This window comes from Pseudomonas sp. PDM03, assembly GCF_014852385.1.
GTDB lineage: Bacteria > Pseudomonadota > Gammaproteobacteria > Pseudomonadales > Pseudomonadaceae > Aquipseudomonas > Aquipseudomonas migulae.
Window position 1 is genome coordinate 60,703 of the sequence record NZ_JACVBM010000023.1, and the last position, 18,181, is coordinate 78,883.

Sequence of the window (18,181 nt, forward strand, 5' to 3'; positions counted from 1 at the left end):
TAAAGTGCGTATTGCCGGGCATCAGCCTGCCGTCGGCGTCCCTGTCGTTGCGTCCGCCAACGTATCCGGCGTGCAACGCAGGTCGCCGATCATCAGCACATTGTTTTCCGTACGGCCTTGGCTCGGGTCGAGTCGGAACTGGCACAGCAACTGGTTGCCGTGGCGCACTTCCAGGGTCGGTGAACCGGCGTTCATTTCCATGGAGAAGAAGCCGTCCACTTCACTCACCCCGCGACTGGCGTGGTTAATGATGTGGTGGCCCTTGAGCGGGCTGCCCTGGTAGTCCACCAGGCGACCGAGCACGGTGAGGGTTCTCATTACGCGAACCTGGCGATACTCGACGCCGCCCTTGTTCAGGTGATAGCTGGAACGCGCCGGCTGGATGGTCGCGGCGGGCACGTGATTGCCCTCGAAATCGAAACTGACCGAGCTGCTTTTGTAGGCGGTGATCGGCACGAAATTGCGCCCCGGCCTGAGCACCGCGCTGCCACCGCTCAAGTCGTCGGCACGCAGGGCAATGTCATCAATGTCCGATTCGACATCGATGATCATGCCGGCACCGTTGCGGTGGTACTGGCTGGTCACGACCATTTTTTGCCCACCGACGGCGACAGTGCTATCGAGGTTCAAGCCACCGGTGAAATCGTTGTTGAATGAGGAGCGCTGGATAAAACCGTCAGCGTTGACCCGCTCCGATTGCATCGTCGCCATCGCGTTCATGCCGATGCCATAGGTGTCGGTGATGGCCGTGGCAGAAACGCTTTGCAGCAGGTGATCCTGCAAATCTTTGCGGTAGGTGACCGAGGCATTGTTATCGCGTCCGCCGTCGCGATCGGTGCGGGTGCCGATGCTGCCGGAGATCTGTTCACCCGGCCCGCCCAGGGCGATGTTGACGCTCAGGTCGACACCACGATTGCGGTCATTGCCCGAGCTGAAACTGCCCGGCCTGTCGAACAACGACAAGCGCCAATTGGCGTCGCTGCCGAACAATCGGCCGCGCTGGTTCCAGCCCAGATCCACGCCGACGCCTTCGGTGTTGCCCTCGCTGTGGGACACCCTGGCATTGACCGAAGTTTTGCTGGTGAGCCGATGGTTCAGCGACAACGACGAGTTGCTGGTCTGGCCGATAAACACGTTGCGCTGTCGTACTCGCGTGCCGTCCGGCAGCGTGTCGTAGAGCCGGGTGGTGTCGAGCCAACTGCGGTTGTGGCTGGCGACGATGCTGCCGCTGCCGTAGGAATAAAGCCCCTGCACGTCGAAACCGGTGCCGTGGTCCTCGGTCTTGTAGACGTTGGCATAGACGCTGGCATTGTTGACGACGGCCCAATCGACCGAGGTGCCATATTGCAGGCTGTCACGCACCTGTCGACCCGACAGGCCGAGGATGACACGCGGGTGCAGCAGAAAGTTGAAGGCGGCACCGGCCGTCATGTCGCCGTCGTTCTGATCGTCCCAGTTGCTGAGCAATTTGGATTCACGCCCGGCGAACAGGTTGTAGCGCCATTGCTCGTCGTGGTTGCGCCAGTTGTTCGGTTTGTAGACCAGTTCCTGGGTGCTGGAGGTGATCTGGCCATCTTCGATCAGGCGCACTTCAACTTCATAGATACCGCCGGGCAACGGCCGCGTGTCAAGGGTTTGCAGGCCTGCGGGCATCGCCTGCGTATTGATCAGCAAACCGTCGCGGTAGATCTCCACCGAGCCTTGGCGATTGGCGGTGACGTAGATCGGGTAGACCGCCGGTGTCGGCTGGTTGATGGCCAGGCTGTCGGAGCTGCCGTACATCACACCCAGCGCCGTGTCGGGACTCGCGCCGAAGGAACGCGGCTGGCGGGTCAGCCCTTCGGAGGTCGGGGTGAAATAGCCCAGGCGCACAAAGCTGCCTTCCAGTTCACGCTGGGTATAGAGCTCATGCACGGCGTGATAGGTCTGGTTATCCACACCGCCCAGTCGCGACAGTTGAAGGTTCACCGCTTGAGTCCAGTTGCCGAGGCTGCTGCTGGCTTCAAGACCATAGCGCCCACCGAGGTCCTGGTTTTGCCCGCCGTTCAGGTTCAACTGGTTGCGCACGATCAACCCGGTGCTGCCACCTTCGGGCTGGTTGTAATAACGCTGGACCTGATCGTCGCGCTCGGCGTTTTCCGTGAGGATCGACACCAGCGAGTTTTCCAGGCTGTAGTGCACGGCCAATAGCGACTCGGGGCATTTCGCCTCGCAATTGCCCAGCACCACGCCTTGCTTCAAATAGTCAGACCAGGTGTCGCGTTCACTGGCTTTGATTGTGCTGTCGCTGACATCGGTGAAGTCAACGAGGGTGATGCGGTCGTCGCGGGTTAACACGACCATCGCCTCACCCAGAAATTGTTGATCAAGTTCCACGCGCACCGCCAACGGTACATCGAAGAAGTGTTCTTCGAATTCGCTCGGTAAACCCTTGGCCTGCGCCAGCAAACTTCGAGGTGTATGGCCGTTATCCGCTGGCGCGGCCAGGGCAGTTGCGCAAAAACACAAGGCAAGCGCCGTCGCGATGGGAGTCATCGGGAACATGAAAGAAATACTCTGTGGATAAAGACGGTGAAACCCGATCGACAGGGATTACAACCCTATCGATCGGTGCGCGTTATCAAGCAAGAACTTGCTGACAGAACGCTGTCATTCAGATGCGCGGAATGGCATCAAACATGACGACGGGGTTGGCGGTGTAAATACCCACCTGATTGTTGCCCGGCTTGTCGGCCGTAATCACCAGGTCTGCGCGCATGCCACCGTTGGACTCGGTATCGCCGACCACTTCCTGCGAATCGGCAGTCAGTACGGTGCCGTTGAAGGTGTAGGTCAGCGGAATGTTCAAGGTCGCATTACCGTTGAACAGCGGGGTCGGGCCGCCGACGACGTAAGCGCCCACCGAGCCATTGGTGTGCTGGATATCAAAGGTGCCACGGACCTCCGACAGGGTGCCGGCGCCAATTTGGTATTGCATTCTTTCGTCTTTACCGAAGTTCAGGTCCACGGGTTGAGCGTGAAACACCTTGCTCGGGATTTCTGCAGTGATGTTGATGGAGGTGCGCGACTCATCCGCAGCGAACGCCATCGAAGCACTCAGGGCCAGGAGGGTCATCGGAACGGCGATTGCAAACTTCTTGAACATTGTTTAGTACCTGTCTTTTTCAAAGGATTGGTCCGTGGAAAGCGTGAATCGTCCCTATTGCCGTCTTGAATAGTGGCAATTTGGCTCAACTTTCGACGGAGAGAATGATCGGCCAATTATCTGAGAAAGTAAGTACGTAACTTCCGAAGAACTTGTAGTAACAACCGCCCACGAGCAAGTAGAAAAAATCTGCAAAATCAATAATTAAACCGTTCACCCGACAGAAACATACTACAAACAGTTTTAACGAAAAAAGCATACAGTCAAACTAAATACAGTATCTGTAAGACAAAGACTACTTAGGTCTAATTATTAATAATCACTCTCTGTTAGTTACGCATAATTAGATCAATCACTCTAAAACAGCAAGCTGCAAAACGCCTTTTTCCCGCCCCGCACTGAAATCCGCCACGACGTCCTTCGGCGACGACCGTTGGTCCCTTTCGCTTGCCCTCTCGATAAGATATATCTTAAGTTGTATCTAAACACGACAGAGAGAAGGAAAAATGAGAGACCATCATTCCCCCCACCGTGAACACGGTGACGGCCGCGACGGCTTCGAGAAACGCCCCGGTCGCGAACGCGGCGGTCGCGGCCCACGGGTGTTTGCCCCCGGCGATCTGAAATTGCTGCTGCTGGCGCTCATTGCCGAACAGCCCTGCCATGGCTACGACTTGATCCGCCAGATCGAAGGCATGTTCGACGGCGCCTACAGCCCCAGCCCCGGCGTGATCTATCCGACCCTGACCTTTCTGGAAGAAAGCGAAATGATCCAGGGCGATGCCGAAGGCGGAAAAAAACGCTACAGCGTGACCGACGCCGGTCGTCTGTCTTTAAGTGAGCAAGCGGTTGCACTGGACGGCGTGCGGATGCGCATCGATGTCAGCAAGCGCTCATTGCGCGGCCATGACCGTCCGCCCGAGATCCACGAAGCGGTGCATAACCTGCGTCACGCGTTGCAACTGCACCACGGTCGCTGGAGCGCAGAAGAAATCATTCGGGTCGCCGCCCTGCTCAACAACACAGCCAAAGCCATCGTCGACGGCCCCTTGGTTCAACCCGCTCAGGAGAAAACTGAATGACTGAAGTGATCGAGCACACCATTCACCGCGTGATGCATGAAATCAAACGCCGTCGCCTGCAAGTGTTGCGCGTGGTTGACCTGACCCCGCGCATGCGCCGGATTACCCTGGGTGGGCCTGAGCTGGCAGGTTTCATCAGCCTCGGCACAGACGACCACGTCAAACTGCTGTTCCCGCAGAACGCGGCAGAACAAGCGGCGCTGGAGACCCTGGTGCTCGGTGCCGGTAAGGACAACGGCCCGATGCCGGCGATGCGCGACTACACGCCGCGTCGCTACGACCTCGACACGCTGGAACTGGACATCGATTTCGTGTTGCACGGCGACGGCCCTGCTTCGACCTGGGCGGAACAGGCCAAACCGGGACAGTTCCTGCACATTGGCGGGCCACGGGGATCTATGATCGTGCCGGACATGTTCGACAGCTATTTGCTGATCGGTGACGAGACGGCGATCCCCGCGATTGCGCGGCGGCTGGAGGGTTTGGCGGCCAATCGCCAGGCGCTGGTGATCATTGAAGTGGAGAACGGCGCGGAACAGCAAAAGCTCGAAAGCCCGGCGCAGGTCAATGTGATCTGGGTGTTGCGCGAAGGTGGCAAGAACAACTTGCTGACCACCGTGAAACAGCTGCAAGTGCCCAGCGGCAATCTATACGCGTGGGTGGCGACCGAGACCAAAGTGTCGCGGCAGATTCGTCGGGTGCTGCTGGACGAGCATGGTCTGAACGAGCTGTTCGTCAAAGCCGTCGGCTATTGGCGCCTGGACGACAGCGACGAAGAATAACGCCACATAAACTGTAGGAGCCGGCTTGCTGCGGGCGGCTCCTACAGGTCCGTGTGATTCAGGCTTATCGCCGCCACCGATCCAGCGCGATCACCAACAACGCAATCACCACAAACCCCGCCAACAATCCGCCTGCATTCACAAACACCTGTGGATAACCCAGCTTGTCGACATCTATGAACGGATAGGGATAAACCGCCAGCAGATGCCCGCGCAGCAGCGCATACGCGAAGTACAGCAACGGGTAAATCACCCACAGCGCAATGTGCCGCAGACGCAGAGTGCCTTTGGGCACACACAACCACCACCAGGCCAGAAACAGCAACGGCATGACGTCGTGCAGCAGTTCATCGGCCAGCCATTGCCAGCCTTCGGGATGCCACAGATGACGCAACAGAATGTTGTAGGCAAGGCCGACCACGGCGATGCTCACGGCAATCGCGCCACTCACCCACGGCTGCAAAAACCAGCGTCGCGCAGCCGACTCGCGGGACGTCAGCGCGCAGGTCAGCACGGTCGCCACAAGCGTGTTACTGAGCACGGTGAAGTAGCTGAAAAAACTCACCAGCCCGCCCAGCAGACTGGCGCCCAGCGTCCAGCGCGAATAGAAAATCAGGTACAGCTGAATGCTCAATCCCGCCCAGCCGAGGACAGCAGCCACGGCCACAAAACGACGGCGCACGGCAGGTTGCATGATCATGTTCAGAGCGGTCGCTTGGTACGCATCAACTTGACGTACAAGCGTTCGACCTTCTCCCGCGCCCACGGGGTCTTGCGCAGGAAGGTCAGGCTCGACTTGATGCTCGGATCACTCTTGAAGCAGCGGATATCGATGCGCTCGGCCAGCCCCGACCATTCGTAATGTTCAACCAGCGCGTTGAGGATCTGCTCCAGTGTCACGCCGTGCAGCGGGTTGTTGTTCTGTTCGGTCATGCCGGGCCTTCACGCGATAGATGAATTGGAAGCCGCGCACCTTAGCCGAGGGCCGCCTTGGGGGAAAGGCGTCTGTGCGCTATCTGCTAAATGTAGGTCAAAGGTAACGGATCATCTGAACGCCACAGTACCCTGTAGGAGCCGGCTTGCTGGCGATGGCGGTGTGTCAGGCGATATGAATGTTGACTGATACGCAGCCATCGCCAGCAAGCCGGCTCCTACAGGGTACTGTGGCGTTCTGACTGTTACCGAATCAACAAAAATTCATCTCGGCAAAAGGCCTTTCTCTATTTGTAACAGAACATTATCCTTACGCCCGAACCTGCTGAAACGCTTCCGCTAACCGCTTCGCCCCTCACTCCCCAGAAAAAGATCAAGAATTTCTCCTCTATGCCTTATGTTCAATTTTTGCGAGACAGCGCTGTCTGCACGCCTGTTTCCCAGCGAAAAGTCCTTAACCTGATCGGCGGATTCACCGCGCTGAGCCTCGCCACCTGCGCTCAGGCCGCCCCGGCCTTCGATAGCGAATCACCGTGGATGCTCGGCGACTGGAACGGCGCGCGCACCGAACTTTCGGAAAAAGGCTACGACTTCAAAGTCGATTACACCGGTGAAATGGGCAGCAATCTGCACGGCGGCTACGACCACGATCGCACCGCGCGCTACAGCGATCAGTTCGGCCTCGGCACGCATCTCGATCTGCAGAAGATCCTCGGTTGGGACGACGCTGAATTTCAGCTGACCGTCACCGAACGCAACGGCAACAACATCAGTAATGACCGGATCAACGATCCGCGGGTCGGCGGTTTCACTTCAGCGCAAGAAGTCTGGGGTCGCGGGCAAACCTGGCGCCTGACGCAGATGTGGTATCAGCAGAAATTCTTCGATCAGAAGCTCGACATCAAGGTCGGCCGTTTCGGCGAAGGCGAAGATTTCAACAGTTTCCCCTGCGACTTCCAGAACCTGGCGTTCTGCGGCTCCCAGGTCGGTAACTGGGTCGGGGGCATCTGGTACAACTGGCCGGTCAGCCAGTGGGCGATGCGGGTCAAGTATCACCTGACGCCAGAGCTGTACGCGCAGATCGGCGCGTATGAGCAGAACCCGTCGAACCTCGATCGCGGCAATGGTTTCAAGCTCAGCGGCAGCGGCACTCAAGGCGCAATTTTGCCGGTGGAGCTGGTGTGGACGCCGAAGCTCAACGGCCTGCCGGGCGAATACCGCGCCGGTTATTACTACAGCAACGCCAACGCCACCGATGCCTACAAGGACAGCAATGGCCAGCCCGCCGCCCTGAGTGGCGAGGCCTACCGCAGCGCGTCGAGCAAGCACGGCGTATGGCTGGGTGTGCAGCAGCAGATCACCAGCCGCGCCAGCGACAATTCCCGTGGCCTGAGCGTGTTCGCCAACGGCACGATGCACGACAAGAAGACCAACGCCATCGACAACTATGTCCAGGCGGGCGTCGTCTACAAAGGCTTGTTCGATGCGCGCGCCAAGGACGACATCGGTTTCGCCCTCGCCCGGGTTCACGTCAACCCGGCCTATCGCAAAAATGCCGAGGCGAGCAATCAGGCCCACGCGGTCTCCGACTTCGACGATCCGTCCTTCCTGCCGCCGCAGGACACCGAATACAGCGCCGAACTCTATTACGGCGTGCACGTCACCAACTGGTTGACCGTGCGCCCGAACCTGCAATACATCCGCCACCCCGGTGGCGTGGACAAGGTCGATGACGCCCTGATTGGCGGGATCAAGATCCAGTCATCGTTCTAAAGAACAACGCAAAACCCTGTAGGAGCCGGCTTGCTGGCGATTGCGGTGGGTCAGCCAACAAATTTATCGCCTGACCCACCGCTATCGCCAGCAAGCCGGCTCCTACAGGGACCGCATTAACCGTTCCAGTTTTTACATGAACCATGCCCGCGCCAGATCGTCATCTACAGTGAACTTGCGCGGGACTACTTGAAACGTCACGGAGAACCACACTATGAGCACTGATGGTGCTTTGAGTCGAAGCCGTCTATTGCCGACCCTGCTCGGCATTCTGCTTCTGCTAATGGGCCTGGCCATGCTGGCCGGGGGGATCAAGCTGAGCATGCTCGGCGGCTCGCTGTATTACCTGCTGGCCGGTATCGGCCTGGCGCTGACCGGCGTGCTGCTGATCCTTGCCCGCCGCGCAGCCTTGGGCCTGTACGCGCTGGTGCTGTTCGCCAGCACCGTTTGGGCCTTGTGGGAAGTCGGCCTCGACTGGTGGCAACTGGTGCCGCGTCTGGCAATGTTGTTCGCGCTGGGCATCGTCATGTTGCTGCCGTGGTTCCGTCGTCCGCTGCTGCGCGAAGGCGCTGCACCGAAAGGCACCGGCGCACTGAGCGTGGCCGTGGTGCTCGCTGGCGTGGCCGCACTGGCCAGCCAATTCACCAACCCCGGTGAAATCAAAGGCCAACTGGACCGCGACAGCGTGCCGGGCATGACCAACACCGCCCCGGCCATGCCCGACGGTGACTGGAACTCCTACGGCCGCAGCGCTCACGGTGACCGTTACTCGCCGCTGGCGCAGATCACCCCGCAGAACGTCAACAAACTGGTACCGGCCTGGACCTACCGCACCGGCGACCTGCCGGGGCCGAACGATCCGGGTGAAACCACCGCTGAAAACACCCCGCTGAAAGCCAACGGCATGCTCTATGTGTGCACGCCGCACAGCCAGGTGATCGCGCTGGACCCGGACACCGGCAAGGAAATCTGGCGTTTCGATCCGAAGCTCTCCACGCAAAACGCGGCGAACTTCAAGGGTTGGGCGCACATGACCTGCCGTGGCGTGACGTATCACGATGACGCGGCTTACGCCTCCGAGCAGAGCCCGACCGGCAGCGCCAGCGCGCCTGTCGCCAGCGTCTGCCCACGCCGGATCTTCCTGCCGACCGCCGACACCCGCCTGATCGCCCTGAACGCCGACACCGGCAAGATGTGCGAAGACTTCGGTGACAAAGGCCAGGTCGACCTGCGCGCCAACATCGGTGGTTTCACCGCCGGCGGCTACTACTCCACTTCGCCTCCAGCGGTCACCAAGGACCTGGTGGTGATTGGCGGCCACGTCACCGACAACGTCTCCACCGACGAACCGAGCGGCGTGATCCGCGCGTTCGACGTGCACACCGGCAAACTGGTGTGGAACTGGGACAGCGGCAACCCGGACGACACCACGCCGATTGCCGAAGGCAAGGTCTACACGCGCAACTCGCCGAACATGTGGTCCATGTTCGCCGTCGACGAAAAACTCGGCATGCTGTACCTGCCGATGGGCAACCAGACGCCGGACCAGTTCGGTGGCGCTCGCACCCCGGAATCGGAACTGCACGCCGCCGGCCTGACCGCCCTCGACATCGGCACCGGCAAAGTGCGATGGCACTTCCAGTTCACCCACCATGACCTGTGGGACATGGACGTCGGTGGCCAGCCAACCCTGATGGACCTGAAAACCGCAGACGGCGTGAAGCCGGCGGTACTCGCGTCGACCAAGCAAGGCAGCATCTACGTGCTGGACCGCAGCACCGGCCAGGCGATTGTGCCGATCAACGAAGTGCCGGTTCCGCAAGGCGCTGTCGAAGGTGATCACACCTCGCCGACCCAACCGAAATCCGACCTCAACCTCATGCCGCCGCCGCTGCAAGAGCGCGACATGTGGGGCGTGACGCCGTTCGACCAACTGATCTGCCGGATCGACTTCAAGTCCATGCGCTACGACGGCCCGTTCACCCCGCCGTCGCTGCAGGGTTCGATCGTGTATCCAGGCAACTTCGGCGTGTTCGACTGGGGCGGCATCTCGGTTGACCCGGTGCGTCAGATCGCTTTCGTGAACCCGAGCTACATGGCGTTCAAATCGAAACTGATCCCGGCCGCCGAAATCGCTGCCCAAGGCCCGCGCAAAAGCGAAACCGAAGGCGTGCAGCCCAACAAAGGCGCGCCGTACGGCGTAGTCCTCGAAGCATTGCTGTCGCCAATGGGCCTGCCGTGCCAGGCGCCGGCATGGGGTTATGTGGCGGCGATCGACCTGACCGCCGCCAAAGTCCTGTGGAAACACAAGAACGGCACCGTGCGCGACAGCTCGCCGGTTCCGATCCCGCTGAGCATGGGCGTGCCTAGCCTGGGCGGCACCTTCACCACCGCCGGTGGCGTGGGCTTCCTGAGCGGTACCCTCGACCAGTACCTGCGTGCCTACGACGTGAAAAACGGCAAGCAACTGTGGGAAGGTCGCCTGCCTGCGGGCGCGCAAACCACACCGATGACCTACACCGGCAAGGACGGCAAGCAATACGTGCTCGTCGTGGCGGGCGGTCATGGTTCGCTGGGCACCAAGCAAGGTGACTATGTGATTGCGTACAAACTGTCCGAATAAGTTTTAGCGGCGGTTAAAGCAAAGGCGACTCCCGCGAGGGGGTCGCCTTTTTTGTGATCGACACACAACCTTGTAGGAGCCGGCTTGCTGGCGATGGCGGTTTAACATTCAACGTTGATGTTGGCTGATAGAACGCTATCGCCAGCAAGCCGGCTCCTACAAGGGCGGTGCAGGTCCGTTGAATTGTGGGCAACAAAAAACCCGCCGTAGCGGGTTTTTCATTGCAGCGGCCAGCGGATCAGAAATCCTCCAGCCGCCACACTTCATAAGCCGGTGTCTCGTAGGGATGGCTCTGTTTCAAAGCCGCCACCACCGAACGGATCAACTCATCCGCCACCACCAGCTCAACTTTCCATTCCTCAACCTGTTCGATCTGCCCTGCTTCGCCAATGAACGGCTGACTGCCCTCCATTGGACGAAACTGACCCAGGCCCAACACCTGCCATGCGCAGTGCTCGTAAGCACCGATCCGCCCGCCACCGGCAGCGAACACAGCGCTTTTGACCACTTCGACATGGCTGGTCGGAACAAAGAAGCTGAGCTTGTACACGGCGCTTAGTTCACCCACACGCGAGCGTTACGGAACATGCGCATCCATGGCGCGTCTTCGTTCCAGTCTTCCGAACGCCACGAGTTCTGCACGGCGCGGAACACACGTTCCGGGTGCGGCATCATGATCGTCACGCGACCGTCGCGGCTGGTCAAACCGGTGATCCCGCGCGGCGAGCCGTTCGGGTTGGCCGGGTACTTCTCGGTGACCTTGCCATGGTTGTCGACGAAACGCATCGCCACGCAACCCGACAGATCGGCTTCCAGCAACGCTTCTTCACTGGAGAACTCGGCATGACCTTCACCGTGTGCGATGGCGATCGGCATGCGCGAACCGGCCATGCCTTGCAGGAAGATCGAGTTCGACTCCTGGACCTGAACCATCGCCACACGGGCTTCGAACTGCTCGGAACGGTTACGCACGAAGTGCGGCCAGAACTCGCTGCCCGGAATCAGCTCGTGCAGGTTGGACATCATCTGGCAACCGTTGCACACGCCAAGGGTGAAGCTGTCGTTACGTTCGAAGAAACCCTGGAACGCATCGCGGGCGCGGCTGTTGAACAGCGCGGACTTGGCCCAGCCTTCACCGGCGCCCAGTACGTCGCCGTAGGAGAAACCGCCGCAAGCGACCATGCCCTTGAAGTCGTTCAGGTCGACACGGCCGGCCAGAATGTCACTCATGTGCACGTCGATCGCGTTGAAACCGGCGCGGTCAAACGCGGCCGCCATTTCCACCTGACCGTTGACGCCCTGCTCACGCAGTACGGCAACCTGTGGGCGGATGTTTTTCTTGATGTAAGGCGCGGCGACGTCCTGGTTGACGTCGTAGCTCAGCTTGACGCTCAGGCCCGGGTTGTCTTCTTCCAGCAGCACGTCGAACTCTTGCTCGGCGCAGTCGGCGTTATCACGCAGACGCTGGATCTGGTAGCTGGTTTCAGCCCATGTACGCTGCAGCAGACGACGCTGACCTTCGAACACGGTTTCGCCGTTGAAGGTGATGTTGATCTGGCCGTTGTTCATCGGCTGACCGATCACCGACACGCACTCGCCCAGACCGGCAGCGCTGAACTGCGCGAGGATGTCCGGAGTCGCGTCCTGGCGAACCTGGATCACGGCGCCCAGTTCTTCGTTGAACAGGATCGCTGCGATGTCGGCGGAGGTTTCCGCCAGACCGTCGAGGTTCAGGCTCAGGCCGCAGTGGCCGGCGAAGGCCATTTCCACAACGCTGGTCAACAGACCACCGTCGGAACGGTCGTGGTAGGCCAGCAGGTGACCGTCGGCGTTGAGGCCCTGGATCACCGCGAAGAAGGCTTTCAGGTCTTCGGCATCATCGACGTCCGGTGCTTGCGAGCCGAGCTTGCCGTGAACCTGGGCCAGGATCGAGGCGCCCATGCGGTTCTGGCCACGGCCCAGATCGATCAGGATCAGGTCGGTGGTGCCCTTGTCCATGCGCAGTTCCGGGGTCAGGGTCTGACGGATGTCAGCCACTGGCGCGAAACCGGTCACGATCAGGGACATTGGCGAGGTGACGGTCTTGTCTTCGCCGTTGTCGTTCCAGCGCGTGGCCATGGACATGGAGTCCTTGCCCACCGGAATGGTGATGCCCAGCTCAGGGCACAGTTCCATGCCGACCGCTTTCACGGTGTCGTACAGACGCGCGTCTTCGCCCGGGTGACCGGCAGCGGACATCCAGTTCGCCGACAACTTGATGTCGGAGATCTTGTTGATGCGCGAAGCGGCGATGTTGGTCAGGGTTTCGCCGATGGCCATGCGGCCCGACGCCGGAGCGTCCAGCAGCGCCAGCGGAGTACGCTCGCCCATGGCCATGGCTTCACCGGTGTAGACGTCGAAGCTGGTGGCGGTGACGGCAACGTCGGCCACCGGAACCTGCCACGGGCCGACCATTTGGTCACGGGCCACGAGGCCGGTGATGGTGCGGTCGCCGATGGTGATCAGGAAGCTTTTGCTCGCCACGGCCGGGTGATGCAGAACGCGATCGACGCAGTCTGCAATCTCAAGGGTCGACGGATCGAAGTCGTCGCCCAGCTCGTTTTCACGAACGGCCGAACGGTGCATGCGCGGGGCTTTGCCCAGCAGCACTTCCAGTGGCATGTCCACCGGGCTGTTGCCGAAGTGGCTGTCGGTGACGGTCAGTTGCGGCTCGGCAGTGGCTTCGCCGACTACGGCGAACGGGCAACGCTCGCGCTCGCAGATCGCCTGGAAGCGTTCGAAGTCAGCAGGGCCGACGGCCAGAACGTAGCGTTCCTGGGATTCGTTACTCCAGATTTCGTGCGGGGCCATGCCCGGCTCGTCGTTTGGAATGTTGCGCAGTTCGAAACGGCCACCACGGTTGCCGTCGTTGACCAGTTCAGGGAAGGCGTTGGACAGACCGCCCGCACCCACGTCGTGGATGAAGCTGATCGGGTTCTTGTCACCCAGTTGCCAGCAACGGTCGATGACTTCCTGGCAGCGGCGTTCCATCTCAGGGTTTTCGCGCTGAACCGAAGCGAAGTCCAGGTCAGCCGAGCTGGTGCCGGTGGCCATGGAAGAGGCAGCGCCGCCGCCCAGACCGATCAGCATCGCCGGGCCGCCGAGCACGATCAGCTTGGAGCCGACGGTGATCTCGCCTTTCTGTACGTGTTCGGCACGGATGTTACCCATGCCGCCGGCCAGCATGATCGGCTTGTGGTAACCGCGAACTTCGTCGCCACGCGGGGTGGTGATCGACTGTTCGAAGGTACGGAAGTAACCGGTCAGGGCTGGACGACCGAATTCGTTGTTGAACGCGGCGCCACCCAGTGGGCCTTCGATCATGATGTCCAGCGCGGTGACGATGCGCTCAGGCTTGCCGTACGGCACTTCCCACGGCTGTTCGAAGCCAGGGATCTGCAGGTTCGATACGGTGAAACCGGTCAGGCCGGCCTTTGGCTTGGCGCCACGACCGGTAGCGCCTTCGTCGCGGATCTCGCCACCGGAACCGGTGGACGCCCCCGGGAACGGGGCAATCGCGGTCGGGTGGTTGTGCGTTTCGACTTTCATCAAAATGTGCACCGGCTCCTGCACCGCGCCGTATTGGCGGGTTTCAGGGTCCGGGAAGAAACGACCGGCAACGTTACCGACGATCACCGAAGCGTTGTCCTTATAAGCGGACAGAACGCCTTCGCTGTGCATCTGGTAAGTGTTCTTGATCATGCCGAACAGGCTTTTTTCCTGGCTCTGACCGTCGATGTCCCAACTGGCGTTGAAGATCTTGTGACGGCAGTGCTCGGAGTTCGCCTGGGCGAACATCATCAGTTCGATGTCGTGCGGGTTGCGCTTCAAACCAACGAAGGCGTTGACCAGGTAGTCGATCTCGTCTTCGGCCAGGGCCAGGCCCAGCTCGGTGTTGGCTTTTTCCAGCGCGGCGCGGCCGCCACCCAACACGTCGATCGCGGTCAGCGGCTTCGGTTCGGCGTGGCTGAACAGGCCGGCGGCCTGTTCAAGGTTGGCGAGGACGATCTGGGTCATGCGGTCATGCAGAACATCGGAGATCAGCTGCGCTTCGGCGTCGCTGAACTGGCCGGCGACGTAGAACGCGATACCGCGCTCCAGGCGCTGGATCTTGCTCAGGCCGCAATTGCGAGCGATGTCGCTGGCCTTGCTGGACCACGGCGAGATGGTGCCGAAACGCGGCAACACCAGGAACAGGCGACCGGTCGGTTCTTGAACCGGTACGCTTGGACCGTACTTCAGAAGGCGCGCGAGCACCTGCTGTTCGTCGCCGGTCAGGACGCCGGTAACTTCGGCGAAGTGAGCGAATTCAGCATACAAGCCGCTGACAGCCGAAACCTTCTGGCTCAGTTGCTCAAGGAGTTTGCTGTGGCGAAAGGCAGAAAGGGCAGGAGCGCCGCGCAGGATCAACATCTTCGGGACAGCCTCGGGAAGGGGTGTGCTTTGAGGCCGTGCATTCTAGCCTAAACCGCCCGCGACATCACCCGAAACGGTACGGGCGGCGTCACCCGGACGTCGGGCCGGGTATCCGGACCTGAAACAGCGGTCGGCCAGGTGTTATTTTTTGTGTCACAAAAAGCCATTCGAGCCCATTCCTGCGGGCTCCAGAGCGGTTTTTCGCTCTCTAGCAGACAAGGCCTTCGCTGTCGAGATATGGCGCTCGTGGTCCTTTGCGTATACTGCGCAGATGTTTTCCCCAACGGCTTTGCGTCCGCGGTACGCCAAATGGCTGATCGCAACCGGACTCTTCCTGATGCTCAGTGGCTGTGTTGATAAACCCAACACGCTGGAGCGCGTAAAGGAGGATGGCGTGCTGCGGGTGGTTACCCGAAACAGCCCCGCCACCTACTTTCAGGATCGCAACGGTGAAACCGGCTTCGAATACGAGCTGGTGAAACGCTTCGCCGACGATCTGGGGGTCGAACTCAAGATCGAAACCGCCGACAACCTTGACGACCTGTTCAGCCAGGTGGGCAAGCCCAACGGTCCGGTGATCGCTGCGGCCGGCCTGGTCAGCAGCGAAGCGCGCAAACAGCAGGTGCGTTTTTCCCACTCTTATCTGGAAGTCACCCCGCAGATCATCTATCGCAACGGCCAGTCGCGGCCGACCGATGCGAAGGATCTGGTGGGCAAGAAGATCATGGTGCTCAAGGGCAGCACCCACGCCGGGCAACTGGCGGAGTTGAAACAGAAGTTTCCCGGCATTGAATACGAAGAGTCCGACGCGGTTGAAGTCGTCGACCTGCTGCGCATGGTCGATGAAGGCCAGATTGATCTGACCCTGGTCGACTCCAATGAAGTGGCGATGAACCAGGTCTACTTCACCAACATTCGGGTCGCCTTCGACCTCGGTGACGCCAGCGACCAGAGCTGGGCCGTGGCCGCCGGCGACGACAACAGCCTGCTCAACGAGATCAACGCCTACCTCGACAAGGTGAAGAAGAACGGCACGCTGCAACGCCTGAAGGACCGCTATTACGGGCACGTCGACGTACTCGGCTACATGGGCGCCACTACCTTCGCCCAGCATTTGCAGCAACGACTGCCCAAGTACGAGCAACACTTCAAGACCTACGCCAAGAAAGAGAAGGTCGACTGGCGCCTGCTGGCGGCGGTCGGTTATCAGGAATCCCTGTGGCAAGCGGCCGTCACGTCGAAGACTGGCGTGCGTGGCCTGATGATGCTGACCCAGAACACCGCGCAAGCCATGGGCGTGTCCAATCGCCTCGATCCGAAGCAGAGCATCATGGGCGGCGCCAAATACCTGGCCTACATGAAGGAACAGCTGGATGAGTCGATCCAGGAACCGGACCGCACCTGGTTTGCACTGGCGGCCTACAACGTCGGCAGCGGTCACCTGGATGACGCGCGCAAACTGGCGGCAAAGGAAGGGCTGAACCCGGACAAGTGGCTGGACGTGAAGAAGATCCTGCCGCGCCTGTCCGAGAAGAAGTGGTACAGCAAAACCCGTTACGGTTATGCCCGCGGCGGCGAGCCGGTGCATTTCGTGGCGAACATCCGTCGCTACTACGACATCCTGACCTGGGTGACGCAGCCTCAGCTGGAAGGCAATCAGGTGGCCGAAGGCAATCTGCATGTGCCGGGGGTCGACAAGACCAAGCCGAGCCAGGAAACCCCGCAGCTTTAACTGGCACCGCAATCAAATGTGGGAGCGAGACCGGCTTGCCGGCGAGAGCGGTGTGTCAGTCGACATAATCTTTGACTGATACACCGCTATCGCGAGCAGGCTCGCTCCCACATGTTTTTTGTGTTCGGCTTAGACTTTGGCGGCGGCCAGGATCAACGCCTTCATCTCAGACACCGCCGACTTGAACCCGACAAACAACGCATGCGCCACCAGCGCATGGCCGATGTTCAATTCGTTGATGCCCTTGATCGCTGCGACCGCTTCGACGTTGTGATAGTGCAAACCGTGACCGGCGTTGACGATCAAACCCTGCGCCAGACCAAATGCCACGCCATCAGCCACGCGCTTGAGCTCTTCAGCCACGTCCGTTGGTGTCTCGGCATCGGCATAACGACCGGTGTGCAATTCGATCGCCGGAGCACCGACACGTCGGGACGCTTCGATCTGCCGCTCGTCCGCATCGATGAACAGCGACACTTCGCAACCGATCCTCGCCAGGCGATCTACCGCGGCCTTGATCCGCGCTTCCTGCCCCGCTACGTCCAGGCCGCCTTCAGTGGTCAGTTCCTGGCGGGTTTCCGGCACCAGGCAAATGTGCGCCGGGCGGATGCGCTCGGCGAACGCCATCATTTCTTCGGTGACGCCCATTTCGAAGTTCATGCGGGTTTGCAGCACATCCTTGAGCACCAGCACGTCACGTTCCTGAATGTGCCGACGGTCTTCGCGAAGGTGCACGGTGATGCCGTCAGCGCCCGCCTCTTCCGCGTCCAGTGCGGCCTTGACCGGATCGGGATAGCGAGTGCCCCGGGCCTGGCGCAGGGTGGCAACGTGGTCGATGTTCACGCCAAGAAGAATGCGATTGCTGGTGGTCACGGAAGCGCTCCTGAATTTAAAGATTCGGCGCACAGCATACACGGGGCAACAGGGTCTGTTGATCCTTGGTGGGAGCGAAGATCAAGACCCTACGGCTTTCGAAACAACTCTCGGGAAACCAGGGGACGACCGCCCAGGTGAACGGCCAATGCCTGGCGCATCAAACGCTTGGCGGCGGACAACGCGCCGGGGGCCGACCAGTCGGCGTCGGCCATGGCCAGCAGTTCGGTGCCGTTGAACAGACCGGGTTGCAGCAGGTAGACCCGTTCCAGGCCGGCATCCACCTGTAGACGATACAGGCCGTCCGGCGCGACGGGTTCGCCGTGGATGTCGGTGTTCAGCGCGAAGCCGTAACCGAGATCGTCGAGCAAGCGCCATTCGAAGGAACGCAGCAGCGGCTCCAGCGGGCGGCCTTCGGCCAGCGCAAGCAAAGTCGCGGCGTAGTGATCGAAGACAGCGGGATGGGGATCTTCTGATGGCAACAGGCGAATCAACAGCTCATTGAGGTAAAGCCCGCTGAACAGCGCCTCACCGATGAGCCATGTCGACGTACCGGCACTTTCCATGCGCCCGACATTCTTCAGTTCGCCCCGCCCCCGGAACTCGACTTCCAGCGGCACGAACGGCCGCGCCAGCGTCCCGGCCTTGCCCCGCGCACTGCGCAACACCGCCCGCAGCCGACCTTGCGGCGTGAGGAAATCCACCAGTGCGCTGTTTTCGCGGTAGGCGCGGGAGTGGAGGACGTAGGCGGGTTGGCCGATGGGCTGGGACATGGAGCTCTCA

13 protein-coding genes are annotated in these 18,181 nt (G+C 60.6%); 5 read left to right on the forward strand and 8 right to left on the reverse strand.

Going from position 1 to position 18,181, the window contains the following annotated elements; all coding sequences use genetic code 11:
• Positions 1-21: 21 nt before the first annotated feature.
• Together IB254_RS25295 and IB254_RS25300 are read right to left on the reverse strand one after the other, a co-directional pair.
• Positions 22-2,544 (reverse strand): TcfC E-set like domain-containing protein, encoded by a 2,523-nt coding sequence (locus IB254_RS25295; RefSeq protein WP_192420081.1) that lies wholly within the window; start codon positions 2,542-2,544, stop codon positions 22-24.
• Positions 2,545-2,653: 109 nt separating this feature from the next.
• Positions 2,654-3,145 carry a CS1 type fimbrial major subunit gene (locus IB254_RS25300; protein ID WP_192420083.1) on the reverse strand — a complete coding sequence of 164 codons (492 nt, stop codon included), beginning with the start codon at positions 3,143-3,145 and terminating at the stop codon, positions 2,654-2,656.
• Positions 3,146-3,651: 506 nt separating this feature from the next.
• Between IB254_RS25300 and IB254_RS25305 the strand changes: the two genes are divergently transcribed.
• Positions 3,652-4,227, forward strand: coding sequence for a PadR family transcriptional regulator (locus IB254_RS25305; RefSeq protein ID WP_192420085.1), 576 nt, complete (start codon positions 3,652-3,654; stop codon positions 4,225-4,227).
• Positions 4,224-5,009 (forward strand): siderophore-interacting protein, encoded by a 786-nt coding sequence (locus IB254_RS25310; RefSeq protein WP_192420087.1) that lies wholly within the window; start codon positions 4,224-4,226, stop codon positions 5,007-5,009. Before IB254_RS25305 ends, IB254_RS25310 begins: the two co-directional genes overlap by 4 nt.
• Positions 5,010-5,073: 64 nt before the next feature.
• Here the strand turns inward: IB254_RS25310 and IB254_RS25315 are convergent, their stop codons facing one another.
• Both IB254_RS25315 and IB254_RS25320 read right to left on the reverse strand, forming a co-directional pair.
• Entirely contained in the window at positions 5,074-5,709 is a 636-nt protein-coding gene (locus tag IB254_RS25315; protein ID WP_192420089.1) for a Pr6Pr family membrane protein, read from the reverse strand.
• 2 nt (positions 5,710-5,711) lie between these two features.
• Complete coding sequence (locus IB254_RS25320) at positions 5,712-5,942, reverse strand: VF530 family DNA-binding protein (RefSeq protein WP_007903672.1); 231 nt, start codon at positions 5,940-5,942, stop codon at positions 5,712-5,714.
• 390 nt (positions 5,943-6,332) lie between these two features.
• Between IB254_RS25320 and IB254_RS25325 the strand changes: the two genes are divergently transcribed.
• Entirely contained in the window at positions 6,333-7,715 is a 1,383-nt protein-coding gene (locus IB254_RS25325) for a carbohydrate porin (RefSeq protein ID WP_192420091.1), read from the forward strand.
• 214 nt (positions 7,716-7,929) lie between these two features.
• Positions 7,930-10,338, forward strand: coding sequence for a glucose/quinate/shikimate family membrane-bound PQQ-dependent dehydrogenase (locus IB254_RS25330; RefSeq protein ID WP_192420093.1), 2,409 nt, complete (start codon positions 7,930-7,932; stop codon positions 10,336-10,338).
• Between the two features lie 238 nt (positions 10,339-10,576).
• On the opposite strand, the gene IB254_RS25335 is transcribed toward IB254_RS25330, so the two are convergent.
• A complete protein-coding gene (locus IB254_RS25335; RefSeq protein ID WP_192420095.1) occupies positions 10,577-10,888 on the reverse strand; it encodes a YqfO family protein in 312 nt (103 codons plus the stop codon).
• Positions 10,889-10,893: 5 nt separating this feature from the next.
• Positions 10,894-14,790, reverse strand: coding sequence for a phosphoribosylformylglycinamidine synthase (gene purL, locus IB254_RS25340; protein ID WP_192420097.1), 3,897 nt, complete (start codon positions 14,788-14,790; stop codon positions 10,894-10,896).
• A 274-nt stretch (positions 14,791-15,064) separates the two neighbouring features.
• Here purL and mltF point away from each other — a divergent pair, with 274 nt between their 5' ends.
• The gene (gene mltF, locus IB254_RS25345; protein ID WP_192420098.1) at positions 15,065-16,525 is read left to right on the forward strand and encodes a membrane-bound lytic murein transglycosylase MltF; all 1,461 of its coding nucleotides are present in this window, start codon (positions 15,065-15,067) and stop codon (positions 16,523-16,525) included.
• A 129-nt stretch (positions 16,526-16,654) separates the two neighbouring features.
• Here mltF and pdxJ read toward each other — a convergent pair whose 3' ends face one another.
• A complete protein-coding gene (gene pdxJ / locus IB254_RS25350; RefSeq protein ID WP_192420100.1) occupies positions 16,655-17,398 on the reverse strand; it encodes a pyridoxine 5'-phosphate synthase in 744 nt (247 codons plus the stop codon).
• A gap of 89 nt (positions 17,399-17,487) precedes the next feature.
• Positions 17,488-18,171, reverse strand: coding sequence for a DNA repair protein RecO (gene recO / locus IB254_RS25355; protein ID WP_008026692.1), 684 nt, complete (start codon positions 18,169-18,171; stop codon positions 17,488-17,490).
• Between the last annotated feature and the right edge of the window lie 10 nt (positions 18,172-18,181).